At 34.4% G+C, this 12,970-nt stretch carries 16 protein-coding genes; all 16 read right to left on the reverse strand.

Features of this window, described 5'->3' with window-relative positions:
- Position 1 precedes the first annotated feature (1 nt).
- The 16 genes from IP023_RS10020 to IP023_RS10095 all read right to left on the reverse strand — a co-directional run bounded on the left by IP023_RS10020 (position 2) and on the right by IP023_RS10095 (position 12,945).
- Positions 2-838, reverse strand: a complete 837-nt coding sequence (locus IP023_RS10020; protein WP_241790143.1) for a hypothetical protein — start codon at positions 836-838, stop codon at positions 2-4.
- Between the two features lie 2 nt (positions 839-840).
- Entirely contained in the window at positions 841-1,650 is an 810-nt protein-coding gene (locus IP023_RS10025; RefSeq protein WP_241790144.1) for an ATP-binding cassette domain-containing protein, read from the reverse strand.
- 201 nt (positions 1,651-1,851) lie between these two features.
- Entirely contained in the window at positions 1,852-2,940 is a 1,089-nt protein-coding gene (gene msrB, locus IP023_RS16015; RefSeq protein ID WP_241790145.1) for a peptide-methionine (R)-S-oxide reductase MsrB, read from the reverse strand.
- A 4-nt stretch (positions 2,941-2,944) separates the two neighbouring features.
- Positions 2,945-3,367, reverse strand: a complete 423-nt coding sequence (locus IP023_RS10035; protein ID WP_241790146.1) for a DUF417 family protein — start codon at positions 3,365-3,367, stop codon at positions 2,945-2,947.
- 109 nt (positions 3,368-3,476) lie between these two features.
- Positions 3,477-3,749 (reverse strand): hypothetical protein, encoded by a 273-nt coding sequence (locus tag IP023_RS10040; RefSeq protein ID WP_241790147.1) that lies wholly within the window; start codon positions 3,747-3,749, stop codon positions 3,477-3,479.
- 14 nt (positions 3,750-3,763) lie between these two features.
- Positions 3,764-4,309, reverse strand: coding sequence for a sigma-70 family RNA polymerase sigma factor (locus IP023_RS10045; RefSeq protein ID WP_241790148.1), 546 nt, complete (start codon positions 4,307-4,309; stop codon positions 3,764-3,766).
- Positions 4,310-4,460: 151 nt separating this feature from the next.
- Positions 4,461-6,050, reverse strand: coding sequence for a M28 family peptidase (locus tag IP023_RS10050; RefSeq protein ID WP_241790149.1), 1,590 nt, complete (start codon positions 6,048-6,050; stop codon positions 4,461-4,463).
- A gap of 22 nt (positions 6,051-6,072) precedes the next feature.
- The gene (rpiB, locus tag IP023_RS10055) at positions 6,073-6,504 is read right to left on the reverse strand and encodes a ribose 5-phosphate isomerase B (RefSeq protein ID WP_241790150.1); all 432 of its coding nucleotides are present in this window, start codon (positions 6,502-6,504) and stop codon (positions 6,073-6,075) included.
- Between the two features lie 10 nt (positions 6,505-6,514).
- The gene (tatC, locus tag IP023_RS10060) at positions 6,515-7,381 is read right to left on the reverse strand and encodes a twin-arginine translocase subunit TatC (protein WP_241790151.1); all 867 of its coding nucleotides are present in this window, start codon (positions 7,379-7,381) and stop codon (positions 6,515-6,517) included.
- A gap of 80 nt (positions 7,382-7,461) precedes the next feature.
- Complete coding sequence (gene accC / locus IP023_RS10065; protein ID WP_241790152.1) at positions 7,462-8,820, reverse strand: acetyl-CoA carboxylase biotin carboxylase subunit; 1,359 nt, start codon at positions 8,818-8,820, stop codon at positions 7,462-7,464.
- An 83-nt stretch (positions 8,821-8,903) separates the two neighbouring features.
- Complete coding sequence (accB, locus tag IP023_RS10070) at positions 8,904-9,371, reverse strand: acetyl-CoA carboxylase biotin carboxyl carrier protein (RefSeq protein ID WP_241790153.1); 468 nt, start codon at positions 9,369-9,371, stop codon at positions 8,904-8,906.
- A gap of 68 nt (positions 9,372-9,439) precedes the next feature.
- The gene (locus IP023_RS10075) at positions 9,440-10,429 is read right to left on the reverse strand and encodes a beta-ketoacyl-ACP synthase III (RefSeq protein ID WP_241790154.1); all 990 of its coding nucleotides are present in this window, start codon (positions 10,427-10,429) and stop codon (positions 9,440-9,442) included.
- Between the two features lie 8 nt (positions 10,430-10,437).
- Complete coding sequence (gene plsX / locus IP023_RS10080; RefSeq protein ID WP_241790155.1) at positions 10,438-11,376, reverse strand: phosphate acyltransferase PlsX; 939 nt, start codon at positions 11,374-11,376, stop codon at positions 10,438-10,440.
- Between the two features lie 102 nt (positions 11,377-11,478).
- Positions 11,479-11,670: a 50S ribosomal protein L32 gene (gene rpmF, locus IP023_RS10085; protein ID WP_241790156.1), complete on the reverse strand. Its 192-nt coding sequence runs from the start codon at positions 11,668-11,670 to the stop codon at positions 11,479-11,481.
- A 14-nt stretch (positions 11,671-11,684) separates the two neighbouring features.
- Positions 11,685-12,215 (reverse strand): YceD family protein, encoded by a 531-nt coding sequence (locus tag IP023_RS10090; protein WP_241790157.1) that lies wholly within the window; start codon positions 12,213-12,215, stop codon positions 11,685-11,687.
- Positions 12,216-12,282: 67 nt separating this feature from the next.
- Positions 12,283-12,945 carry an epoxyqueuosine reductase QueH gene (locus tag IP023_RS10095; RefSeq protein WP_241790158.1) on the reverse strand — a complete coding sequence of 221 codons (663 nt, stop codon included), beginning with the start codon at positions 12,943-12,945 and terminating at the stop codon, positions 12,283-12,285.
- Positions 12,946-12,970 lie beyond the last annotated feature (25 nt).

Consider the following 12,970-nt stretch of genomic DNA (forward strand, 5'->3'; position numbering starts at 1 on the left):
ATTAGTTTTCTTTTTGTTTAAGTAGAAAATAAAAGGACATTATTAAACAGATAAACATAATGGGGAAGTATATATAGTAGACCGTTTCATAAGCATATGATGTTACTTCTAATGCCATATTGTGATTCATTTTGATAAGGCTATTTCTTAAGTAAAAAGCTATAAATAAAACAGAGACGATCAATGATATTCCTTTTATGATACTATATTTTTGAAACAATAGAATAAAATTAATAATTAGCGTATTACACACTAAACTTAGGATTAATATACTTGATAGATGCTTGGTGCTATTAAGAAAAGGACTGTAGTCAACTGAAAATAGATAGCCATTTCTGGTTCTATATTTGTATAGTTCACCTATACTTTCTTGTAATGTTAATACTTCATTGAAATATTTTGATCTTAAATATTGTTTGATAGCAAAATCTAGTAGCGTTGTAATAAAGATGCTTATAATGGTACATCCTATAATAATCACTAGAAAGGATATTACTTTATCTTTTGCTGCTATAGGTAGTATTCTATTTAGTGTATTTGACTTGAGCTGATTTGTTGGATTTACCAATAGTATAATGGTACATAGAATAGGAATTATTATTGTCAACTCATTATTAAAATTAAGAGATTCTAAAAATATTAAATACTCTGTATTTGATGCAAATGCATTTTTATTTAGTGTACCGATTAGTAAAGGTATGATTTGTTTATTTGCGAAAAATAGGGAGAGTACATATAATAATAATGTAATAAGAGTGATAGACAACAAGCTAATGTATCCTGAGCCATGGCATATCTCACGTATGCTGTAATAGTGTTTTTTTAATGTATTCCTCATTTTTATAGTTTTTGGTCCTGAATTGCATTAAATAATAATTCGATGTCTATCGCTGTCTCTCTATTATCTTGGTTGTGTCGTATAGTTTTGTAATTGGCAATAGATTTTTCGGAATATAGTATGTCATCTGTAAGCATCGACGTATAACCAAAAGAATATAGTTGTAATATAGCATTGATATTACTATCCAATACCAGTAGGCCCTCTTTGATAATCAATACATGATCTATTAGATTTTCGATGTCATGGACGAGGTGTGTAGATATAATTATGATCTTCTCGTCATCCGTCACTTTGGCTAATAATTTGCGAAATATTGCTTTACTAGGTATATCTAGGCCATTCGTTGGTTCATCCAATAGGAGCAATTTGGTATTTGTCGCCAAAGCAAAGGCTAAATGGAATTTCTTTTGTTGCCCAAATGATAATGATTTTATTTTGCTTTTTGGTGCTATATTAAAAGCGATGAGTGCTTCCTCAAACAACTGATGTGAAAAATCTTTGTAAAAGATGCTATATATCTTTATAAATTCTGGAATATGAAGTGCTGAGCTAGTAGGTTGATCTGGAACCATGTAGAGCTGCTCAAAATATTCTTTTGATCTTTCGGTAGAGGGAAACTTGTTGTCAATAGTAATTACTCCCGTTTTAGGAAATAGTAGTCCTGCTAATAATTTTAGCAAGGTGGTTTTTCCTTCTCCGTTTAAGCCTAATAGCCCATATATTTTTCCGGATTGTAGTTGTGTTGAAATACTTTTTACTATTGGTTTCTCTTTCTTGTAGTAAAAGCCAAGATTGTTAATAGTTATCATAAGTTTATAATTTAGTAGTGTACTAGTTTGCTAATACACTACTAAGGTATATTATTATTTTTATAATATCAATAGTATTTATCAATTTGTGTGATTAGAGGTTTAGTAGGATAAGCTGCGGTTGCCTTGTATAGTATAAACAAGATAAGGCTTTGGTTTCCCAAAGCCTTATCTTGTTCTATATAATAAAAAAAGTACGATCTATTTTTTAGTATCTACGAGTTTGATATAATCACCATATCCTTTAGCTTTCATTTCTTCCAAAGGGATAAATTTCAATGAAGCACTATTTATACAGTATCTCAATCCTCCTTTGTCAGCAGGTCCATCATTGAAAACATGGCCTAGATGTGCATCACCAGTTTTGCTACGTACTTCTGTTCTTCTCATACCAAGTGTATTGTCCGAAATCTCATCTACCAATTTGTCACTGATAGGTTTAGAGAAACTAGGCCATCCACAACCAGAGTCAAACTTGTCGGATGACACGAACAATGGTTCTCCTGTTGTAATATCTACATATATACCTGCTCTAAATTCATCATCATAGGCATTTGCAAAAGGACGTTCAGTAGCTGCATTTTGTGTTACTTCATATTGCAATGGCGTAAGCATTTTTTTTAATGTTTCTTTATCTGCTTTCTTGTAAACAGGAGCAGGTTTTTCAGGATTTGCTTCACGTGCCATTTTAAATAATCCAGGTTCTATATGACAGTATCCACCAGGGTTTTTATCTAAATAATCTTGGTGATACTCTTCTGCAGTATAGAAGTTTTTGATCGGCTCTACCTCAATTACAATTTTTGAACTATATCCAATAGCCAGTTCTGCAATTTTTTGTTCTATCAATTCTTTCTGTGCATCATTGGTATAATATATACCTGTACGGTATTGAGTACCTCTATCATTGCCCTGTTTATTGAGACTCGTAGGATCTATAGTTTTGAAGTATAAATCTATTAAAAGACCTAATTCTACCACATTTGGATCATATATAACTTTTACTGTTTCCGCAAAACCTGTTGCACCAGTTGTGACTTGATGATAGGTAGGATCAGCTATATTGCCATTGGCATAACCTACTGCTGTAGAGTCGACGCCTCTTACTTGTTGAAAGAAGTATTCTGTTCCCCAAAAACATCCTCCAGCAAAATAAATTGTATTATCATTTCCGTTGTTCATCGTTATATCCTCCATTTTTGTTTTTTCTTTGCTATTATTTTTAGTGCCGCAGTTTGCGAATAGTATACCTTGTACCACTATCACTGCTAATATTACTATCTTCTTCATACTATTAACTGTTTGAATATTGAAAAAATGTAACCCCAAATCCTAAATACATGATATCTTTCAACATAAAGAAATTTGTAATAGGCACGCCATCCACATGTTTCCATGTTCCTGGAGTGGTAAATAAATAGCTTATGGTCATCAGAAACATTACTATCACTGCTAAAGATGCTATTTTAGCTATTATTTTATACTTCAATCCTACGAGAATTAAGATCGCGGTTGTGATTTCAAAAATACCTATAAAATTAGAAACTACCTGTGTACTCATGATATTATACATCCAATAGGTTAGCGGATGATTACTTACCAATGGCTGTATTGCTGCAGCTTCTGTAGGCGTAAATTTGTAGTATCCTACCCATAAAAGGATTAATACGGTACCTGTTAATGAAATATAAAAGCCTAAATTCTGTTTGTTGTTCATAGTCATAATATTTAGTATTTACTTTCTTCTATAGTCGTCGTCTTCTTGCTATCCTGACAAAAAATAATTTTATTATCCGCTATTTATTTTATACATCAGTTTTATTCTTTTACTTATTAGCAGATAGGCTGCGGTTTATTTTCTCTTTTAATCGTTCTATTGTTGCCTGATTATCTATCGCCTCATCGTGTATTTTATCTTCAAAGTATTTGTTTATAACGTAACTCTTTTGTTTATATATTCTACATATGCTGCATATGGTCAAGTGAAGACTTAGACGTATATTTTGGAATACGCTTATCTGATTAGCTCCTTTCAATTCGAGGAGTAATGTAGCTTCTTGACACGATAATAATAGTTTATGTATAATTCGTTTTATCATAATCTGCTTTCCTACTATTTGTTAAACCAATTTTGTTCTAAGCATTCTTTCAATTGTAAACGCCCACGTTGGAGTATTTTCCATATATTGGTCGTTGATAATCCTAATTCCTGACTAAGTAGATCAGTTTTTTTATTATCTAAGTAATACATCTTGAATGGAATACTCCATTTGGCTGGTAATCTGTCTATGCAATGGTCAAATATTCTTTTAAAATCTAGATCATCAAATAAAGATTTTTCGTCATCACGCCATTCTTTAAGCGCATGGTCTTGCTTCCAAGTGCCATCTTCATCAAAAAAATGTGATAAGCTAATGGAGGTTCCTTGTTTGTACTTTTTGCGGTAGTAGTCAGCTACTTTATTTTTTAGAATTCCCATTAGCCATGTTTTTGTATTGGATCGCCCTTGATAATTATCAAATCCTTGATAAGCACTCAAGAATACGTCTTGTACGATATCCTCCGCCTCATCACTATCTTGGAGTAGATAATTTGCTCTATTGTATAGAATGGCTGTGTATTGGTTTACTATATCCTTAAAGATCTCGTCTTTTTTCATTGAAAAGTAGTAGGTGCTAAATTCTATTTAATACTTTGTAAGCTCTTGTAGTATTGGGTGCAGATGCCTATGGTATAAGAACAAAAAAAGTCCAGTTATGTTTATAACTGGACTTTACTATTTTTATTTAATCAATATTACTAAATTGTAACTATCTACCTGAACCTTTAGCATCCTCAAGTGATAAGTCTACTTTTGGTTTATTAGGTCTATTTGCTAGTTCCCAAATGGTATTGAATATTAGTTTTTCTCTTTTCACCATCATCGGGAAGTCTATTTTGTCTACAGTATCTTCTGGTGTATGGTAGTGAGGGTGTAAGCCCGAGAAGAAGAATAATGAAGGAATACCTTTTTTAGCAAAGTTATAATGATCAGAGCGGTAGTATAATCGCATAGGCTCATTGGGATCATTGTAGTCGTAATCCAATTTTGTCTTGATATCTTTATTCGCTTTCTCAACGATAGGCTTCAGATCTGTACTTAATTTGTTCACGCCAATCACATGTATATAATTGTGATCACCATTCAAATGTTTGTCGTCGATACGACCTATCATATCGATATTGATACAAGCGACTGTATTTGCTAAAGGTAAGATAGGGTGTTCCACATAATAGTCCGAACCTAACAATCCTTTTTCTTCAGCGGCAAGACCTATGAAAAGAATACTTCTTTTCGGTCCTTTACCTTCTTTTTTAGCTTGCGAAAATGCTCTAGCTAGCTCTATTACCGCTACGGTTCCTGACCCATTATCATCAGCACCAGGGAAGAATGTACCATCTGGGAGGATACCATCATGATCATAGTGACCAGATACAACGACTACTTCATCTTTCTTAGTACTTCCTTCTAATAATCCTAAAACATTAGGCACTTCAATTTTCTCTTCTTTTAATCCCATCTGTGCATCGAATGCCAAAGGAATAGTTTGTGAAGCTTGTATTTTAGTTGCTGCTTGTGCTTTATAAGTACTTACTGATGTGTTTAAAGAAGCAAGGATAGTGTTTGCTACTTCTTCTGTAATATTTACTACAGGAGCGCTTTGCTCTTTAGCACTTGTAGTTGTACCATTATCGATTTTGAACCTACTACCTGTTAGTCGACCTTTAGCACGCGTAATTAATTCTGCTACTTGGCTACTTGTTGACAAGATAACTTTAGGTTGTAGTTTAATTAACTCTTGAATACGCTGAAATCTATTGGTAGTCCACGTTGATTTGGTTGCAGTACCCGATATCAATGAGTTACCATTACTATCTGTAGGCTCACCATCATTGATGATAAGAACAACCTTACCTTTGATATCGATTCCTTTGAGCTCATTGTATTTATCATCTTGAATACCATAACCTACAAAGAGGATATCATTGGCCTTAAAATTTTGAAATTGATTATCCCCTTGTACATAGAAATCTTTTCCATAGACATACTGTTGTGTACCTATCGCAAAATTAGCTACATCATAGCCTGTTTTCAACAATTTTACTTGTTGAAAATAACTATTGCCATCAACTACAGGTTTTAAGCCGTATGTCTTAAATTGTTCAGCAATATAGTTTGCTGCTTTAAGGCCTCCTTCTTGACCGGTACCTCTACCCGCGTATTCTCTACTCGCTAGTATCGTCAAATGTTTTTCTGACGATTCTTCAGTGATTAAATTAGAATATTTTGATGGTACTTGTGCAAATGAGCAACTATAGGCAATGGGTAATAATAATAGAATTGAAAATAATTTCTTCATGAGATGTAAATAATAGTTTTGATTAGTTACAAGCAATTTTGTTTACTCTATTAGCATGTCTACCACCTTCGAATTCAGTAGATATGAAAGTAGCAGCAATTTTTTTAGCCAAATCTAAATCTATAAATCTTGCAGGTATACAAATGATATTGGCATCATTATGTTGACGTGCTAAAGCTGCAATTTCTTCCAACCATGCGATAGCAGCTCTGATACCTTGATGTTTATTTGCTGTGATAGCTACACCATTTGCTGAGCCACAAATTAAAATACCTAATGTATTTTCACCATTTTCAACAGATGAAGCAACAGGGTGAGCAAAATCAGGATAATCTACAGAGTCTGTATTTGCAGGACCAAAATCTTGTAATTCATGACCTAATGTTTCAATGAAAGTGATTAATTCTGCTTTGTAATCTACTCCAGCATGATCACTTCCGATAGCGATTTTCATAATATTTATTCTATTTATTGTAAAATTCTTTTTCTTTAATATCTTTCTTTTTTTTCACATTTGCAGATACCATAATACTTATCTCATATAAAATAAACATTGGTGCTGCTACTGTTAACATCGTAATTATATCTGCTGATGGAGTAATTACTGCGGCTAATATCAAAATTATTACAGCAGCATATGAACGACTTGCTTTAAGGAATGCAGGTGTCATTAATCCCAATTTCGATAGAATAAAAATCAAAATTGGTAATAAAAATACAATACCACAGCCTATTGTTAATGTCGCTATTGTTGATAGATAATTGTCAATTGTAATTTGATTTACAATCTCTATGTTAAGGGATACATTTGCTAAGAAGTTAATAGATAATGGTACCACAATATAGTAACCAAATAGTGCACCTAAAGCAAATAATAATGTAGCGTAAAAAACAAAGCCTCGGGCAGATTTGCGCTCTATCTCAGATAATGCAGGTTTAATAAATAACCATATCTCAAACAGAAGGTAGGGGAAGCCCATCGCTAATGCTAATAATAGGCAAGAATTTATCTGTAACATAAATTGTCCTGTTAACTCTGTACTGATTAAGTTAAATGGAATTTTTGTTACACAAAAATCATTTATATTAAGTATTTCACCAGCTTTGCACATCATGCGATAGGTCCAAAAGTCTAAATTCTTTGGTCCCATTATAATGACATCAAATACAAAATCATAAAATGAAAATGCTAATATGGCGAACACAATAATAGCGAGCACTGAACGGATAATATGCCACCTAAGAATTTCTAGATGTTCAAAGAATGACATTTCTGCCTCTAAGCTTTTCCCTTTATCTTTTATTGCTTTAATTAGTTTTTGACTAGACATATAATTATAAGGATATAGTAAACAAAAATACCATTCTTATAGATAAGAATGGTATTTTTTATACAATGTAAACAAAAATTTTACGCTTCCTCTCCTGGATATTCCGAAAGGTCAAAAGTTTCCATAAATTTTGTTGTAAAATTACCTGCTCTAAAGTTTGGATCACGCATTAAACGTATGTGTAAAGGTATAGTTGTTTTTACACCTTCAATCACAAATTCACTTAAAGCACGGTCCATCGTATTGATAGCTTCTTCACGAGTTTGAGCTGTACAAATTAATTTCGCTATCATAGAGTCATAATTTGAAGGAATTGTATATCCCGCATATACGTGTGTATCTACACGTACACCATGGCCTCCTGGAGAATGGAAATTCGTGATTTTTCCTGGTGAAGGACGGAAGTTATTGAACGGATCCTCTGCATTGATACGACATTCGATGGCGTGCATCGTAGGTTCGTAGCTTTTGCCTGATATAGGAATTCCTGCAGCAACTTTAATCTGTTCTTTAATTAAATCAAAATTAATTACTTCTTCTGTAACAGGGTGCTCCACTTGGATACGTGTATTCATCTCCATGAAGTAGAAATTACGATGCTTGTCAACTAAAAATTCAATTGTTCCAGCTCCTTCATAATTTACTGCTGAAGCTCCTTTGATAGCAGCCTCACCCATTTTGGCACGCAATTCAGGCGTGATAAATGGTGATGGAGCTTCTTCAATAAGCTTTTGATGACGACGTTGGATTGAACAATCACGCTCAGATAAGTGACATACCTTTCCATATTGATCACCTATTACTTGGATTTCAATGTGACGAGGTTCTTCGACATATTTCTCTAAGTAGATACCATCGTTCCCAAAGGCTGCAGCAGATTCTTGACGTGCTGAATCCCAATTTGACTCGAATTCTTCATCTTTCCAGATAATACGCATTCCTCTACCACCACCGCCGGCAGTAGCTTTAATAATTACCGGATAACCGATTTCTTTAGCTAAAGCAATACCAGTTTTTACATCAGGTATTAACCCTTGTGATCCTGGAACAGTAGGTACACCGGCTTTTTTCATCGTTTCCTTAGCAGAAGCTTTATCACCCATTCTTTCAATCTGATCTGCTGTAGCACCAATAAATTTGATGCCATATTCTGCACATATTGCCGAAAATTTAGCGTTTTCTGATAAAAAGCCATATCCTGGGTGTATGGCATCAGCATTTGTTAATTCTGCTGCCGCAATTATATTAGGGATATTTAAATAAGAATCTTTACTTGCTGGAGGACCTATGCAAACAGCTTCGTCTGCAAAACGTACATGCAAACTATCTCTATCTGCAGTAGAGTAAACTGCTACACTCTTAATGCCCATCTCGCGACAGGTGCGGATGATACGTAGAGCGATCTCTCCTCTATTAGCTATTAATATTTTTTTGAACATAATGAATGACTTGATTAACCTATTGTGCAATTGTAATAAACTGCTGTTTATAAACTCAAATAGCTGCCTTAGGCAGCTAGAGATTATCTTGGATCAACTAAGAATAATGGTTGATCGTACTCAACAGGTTGAGCGTCGTTCACTAACATTTTAACGATTTTACCTGATACTTCAGATTCGATTTCGTTAAATAATTTCATTGCCTCAACGATACAAATTACTTTACCTGGTGTTACATCGTCACCAACATTTACGAAAGATGCTTTATCTGGACCTGGTGAACGGTAGAATGTACCGATCATTGGTGATTTGATTGTAATCAAATGTGACTCATCATTTTCTACAGCAACTGGTGCAGCTGGTGTTGACGCTGCTGGCGCAGCAACAGGAGCAGCGATAGGTGCTACAGCAGGAATAGCAGCTGTAACATATGTAGGCTCTTGTGTTTTTATTGTTATTTTAAAATCTTTTTCTTCAATTGAGACTTCATTCACACCTGATTTAGAAACAAACTTAATCAAGTCTTGAATTTGTTTAATGTCCATACTCATCGTAGTAGGTTTTAAAGTTTGAAAATATGTTATTATAAATCGTGGTTAATATACAAAAATTGAACGTATTAGTAAGCCCATTTTAAGTATACAGAACCCCAAGTAAATCCGCCACCAAAAGCTGCTAATATTAAATTATCGCCTTTTTTAAGTTGATTTTCCCACTCCCACAAACACATCGGAATTGTGGCACTTGTTGTGTTACCATATTTATGGATATTTACCATTACCTTTTCTTCAGGTACACCAGCTCTTTCTGCTGTAGCATCAATAATTCGCTTGTTCGCTTGATGAGGAACCAACCATGTAACGTCTTCTGATGTCAAATTATTGCGCTCCATTACTTCTGCAGCAACATTTGCCATATTCGTAACCGCAAATTTGAAAACCGTGCGTCCTTCTTGGTATGCATAGTGTAGACCCGCATCAACACTCTCGTGTGAAGCCGGATGCAAGGATCCTCCTCCTTGAATATTCAAAAATTGACCACCACTACCATCTGTTTTTAAGATGGAATCTTGTAGACCGTTTCCTTCCGTATTAGGCTCTAGTAAAACTACCCCACAGCCATCACCAAATAAAATACACGTATTTCTATCAGTGTAATTTACAACAGATGACATTTTATCAGCACCAACAACTAAGACTTTCTTATGCTTACCGGATTCGATAAACTGAGCGCCTGTTGTTAAGCCAAATAAAAAACCAGAACAAGCTGCTTGGAGATCATAGCCCCATGCATTTACTGCGCCAACTTTGTGCGCTAATATATTAGCGGTAGCTGGAAATAACATGTCTGGTGTACTTGTGCAAAAAATAATTAGTTCAATTTCTTCAGCAGAAATGCCTCTCTTTTCTAATAAGCCTTTTACAGCAGGAACAGCTAAATCTGAAGTCGCTAATCCCTCGCCTTTTAATATACGGCGCTCTTTAATACCGGTACGAGAAACAATCCATTCATCATTAGTGTCAACCATTGTTTCCAGTTCTTTATTCGTAAGAATATAATCTGGAACATAACCGTTTACCGCTGTTATTGCAGCATGAATTTTAGACATATATTGTGTTAGTTAAAAGCAGATTTTATTTTATCTATAAATTTAGATTCAATCATATCCTTAGATAATAGAATCATATTTTTGATAGCTTCAGGAGTGGATATACCATGACCAATTATTACGGGAGCATTGACCCCTAAAATTGGACTTCCGCCGTAACGTTCATAATTAAATCTATCGAAGAATTCATCTTTAAATCCTTTCTTTAGGGTAACTACATAGAATGTTTCCGCCAGTTTTAATACTACATTCCCTGTGAATCCATCACATACAAAAACATCAGCATGATCTGAAAATAAATCACGTCCCTCAGCATTGCCAATGAAATTAATCTTTGTATTCTCTTTCAATAAAGGGTAGGTAGAGATAGTTAGTAAATTACCTTTTTCTTCCTCTTCACCGATATTAACCAAACCTACTTTGGGATTATCTACGCCATATACATATTGCGAATATAAACTCCCTAAAATAGCAAATTGATTAAGCATCTCTGGTTTACAATCTGCATTTGCACCGACATCCAAGAGGATACCAAAGCCACTTTTTAATTTTGGTACATTTGTTGCAATAGCTGGTCTAATTACGCCAGGAATAGTTTTTACACTAAACATAGCACCAACAAGCATTGCTCCAGTATTACCTGCAGATGCGAAAGAATCTATTTCACCTTTTTTTAACAAGTCAAATCCTTTAGCTACACTAGAATTAGGCTTCTGCGTGATCGCTTTTGTAGGATGTTCGTTCATAGAAATATTTTCTGGAGCATGAACATAATCAAATAACGATATGTCTACACCAGCCTCTTCTATTCTTTTTTTGTTCTCTTCCTCGTCTCCGAGAAGAACGATACGCTGATCGCTTTTCAGAACTTTCTGGGCTTCAATAGCTCCAAGTATCGTAGAATTAGGAGCATAATCGCCTCCTAAAACGTCTAAACCAATCTTCATCCGTTATTATTTTTCTAAGTCAATAATACGCAAAAAACACCCCAAATTAAAGCGAAATATAAAAAATGTGCTATTTGGGGTGTTTTAAATTAAAGATATTTCTTAGACAGTCGCTGTGTTTTCGATAATTAACTTACCGTTGTAGAATAAGTTACCATCTACTTCGTACGCTTTGTGAGGTACGTGTACAGCTCCTGTTTCTTTACATACAGCTAAAGTAGGTCTTACTGCTTTGTAGTGTGTTCTTCTCTTGTCTCTTCTTGATTTCGAAGTCTTACGTTTTGGATGTGCCATCTCGTATATGTTTTTTAATTGTTTTTAATATTCTTTAAAGCGTCCCAACGAGGGTCAATTCTTTCTTCTTCTGTTGATGTCGATTCTTCTATGCTTATGTGTGATAACATTTCTGGATCACAACCTATGCCCGATCCCTGTTCGCTGCACTTGGCATAGATAGGGACTTGTACATTGATATACTCATACAGTAATGTAGCTATATCTAACTCGTAATCTGTCTTACTCAAGACGATTACTTCTTCTGTCTCCTCGTCCCATTCTTCGTTTACGAATTTTACGATAATTCGTTCCTGAAAATGTGTTGATGAATTGAAATCAGATAGACATACATCACAAGATAATTGTATATATCCATTAATGTCAAAGTTAACAACTAACATGTTCTCTTGCTTTTGCAAAGATACTTTTGCTAGTAGATTTCCTTTTTTTACTAATGAGTGCTCAAAGCAGTCAAAGAACTTGTCATCAATTTCAAATTCAAAATTATGCTTTCCGGCTGTTAAGCCTGAAAATGGTATTTTATATTTTTTAAGATACTTCACAATCTTGTATTTGAGCCTGCAAAATTAATATTTTAAATTGAAGGATGCAATTATTTTGTTAAATAAATTATTCTTCGTCACCGTAATATTTTGTGCCTAATTCTATTTTTTCACGATTATTAGCCATACGCCATTTGTTCGTGTCTCTTAGTGAATATGCACAGCCACAGTACTCTTGCATATAGAATTTCTCCTTTTTACTGATTTCCAACATGCGTGCTGCGCCTCCTTTTTTACGCCAATTAAAAGTCCAATATTCCATGTTCGGATGACGGGAAGCAGCACGTAAACCGCAGTCGTTGATCTGTTCCATGTTTTTCCAGCGTGATATACCTAGTGAACTTGAGATAACATCAAAGCCGTTTTTAGCAGCATATTCGGCTGTTTTTTCGAATCGCATATCAAAACACATCGTACAACGGATGCCTTTTTCAGGCTCATGTTCCATGCCTTTAGCAAGGTCAAACCAATGATCTACATCGTAGTCAGCATCGATGAAAGGAATATTGTGTTTTTCTGCAAAACGAATGTTTTCGTCCTTACGAATGTCATATTCTTTTCGTGGATGGATGTTAGGATTGTAAAAATAAATCGTAAAATCTATACCCGAAGCTATAATAGCTTCCATTACTTCGCCTGAACATGGAGCACAACATGAATGCAAAAGTAGCTTTTTACCTTGACTAGGTAATGTTAACTTTTCTCTAACTAATTCTTTATTGCCTTCCATTATTTTGTTATTCCAACTGCAATTT

Origin of the sequence: Sphingobacterium rhinopitheci (genome assembly GCF_022627575.1) — a bacterium.
GTDB classification, from domain to species: Bacteria; Bacteroidota; Bacteroidia; order Sphingobacteriales; family Sphingobacteriaceae; genus Sphingobacterium; species Sphingobacterium rhinopitheci.

What these genes read in the sequence shown, in the direction of transcription:
- IP023_RS10020 (WP_241790143.1), bottom strand. Translation starts at nt 838, where the DNA reads ATGAGGAATACATTAAAAAAACACTATTACAGCATACGTGAGATATGC.
- IP023_RS10025 (WP_241790144.1), bottom strand. Translation starts at nt 1,650, where the DNA reads ATGATAACTATTAACAATCTTGGCTTTTACTACAAGAAAGAGAAACCA.
- msrB (WP_241790145.1), bottom strand. Translation starts at nt 2,940, where the DNA reads ATGAAGAAGATAGTAATATTAGCAGTGATAGTGGTACAAGGTATACTA.
- IP023_RS10035 (WP_241790146.1), bottom strand. Translation starts at nt 3,367, where the DNA reads ATGAACAACAAACAGAATTTAGGCTTTTATATTTCATTAACAGGTACC.
- IP023_RS10040 (WP_241790147.1), bottom strand. Translation starts at nt 3,749, where the DNA reads ATGATAAAACGAATTATACATAAACTATTATTATCGTGTCAAGAAGCT.
- IP023_RS10045 (WP_241790148.1), bottom strand. Translation starts at nt 4,309, where the DNA reads ATGAAAAAAGACGAGATCTTTAAGGATATAGTAAACCAATACACAGCC.
- IP023_RS10050 (WP_241790149.1), bottom strand. Translation starts at nt 6,050, where the DNA reads ATGAAGAAATTATTTTCAATTCTATTATTATTACCCATTGCCTATAGT.
- rpiB (WP_241790150.1), bottom strand. Translation starts at nt 6,504, where the DNA reads ATGAAAATCGCTATCGGAAGTGATCATGCTGGAGTAGATTACAAAGCA.
- tatC (WP_241790151.1), bottom strand. Translation starts at nt 7,381, where the DNA reads ATGTCTAGTCAAAAACTAATTAAAGCAATAAAAGATAAAGGGAAAAGC.
- accC (WP_241790152.1), bottom strand. Translation starts at nt 8,820, where the DNA reads ATGTTCAAAAAAATATTAATAGCTAATAGAGGAGAGATCGCTCTACGT.
- accB (WP_241790153.1), bottom strand. Translation starts at nt 9,371, where the DNA reads ATGAGTATGGACATTAAACAAATTCAAGACTTGATTAAGTTTGTTTCT.
- IP023_RS10075 (WP_241790154.1), bottom strand. Translation starts at nt 10,429, where the DNA reads ATGTCTAAAATTCATGCTGCAATAACAGCGGTAAACGGTTATGTTCCA.
- plsX (WP_241790155.1), bottom strand. Translation starts at nt 11,376, where the DNA reads ATGAAGATTGGTTTAGACGTTTTAGGAGGCGATTATGCTCCTAATTCT.
- rpmF (WP_241790156.1), bottom strand. Translation starts at nt 11,670, where the DNA reads ATGGCACATCCAAAACGTAAGACTTCGAAATCAAGAAGAGACAAGAGA.
- IP023_RS10095 (WP_241790158.1), bottom strand. Translation starts at nt 12,945, where the DNA reads ATGGAAGGCAATAAAGAATTAGTTAGAGAAAAGTTAACATTACCTAGT.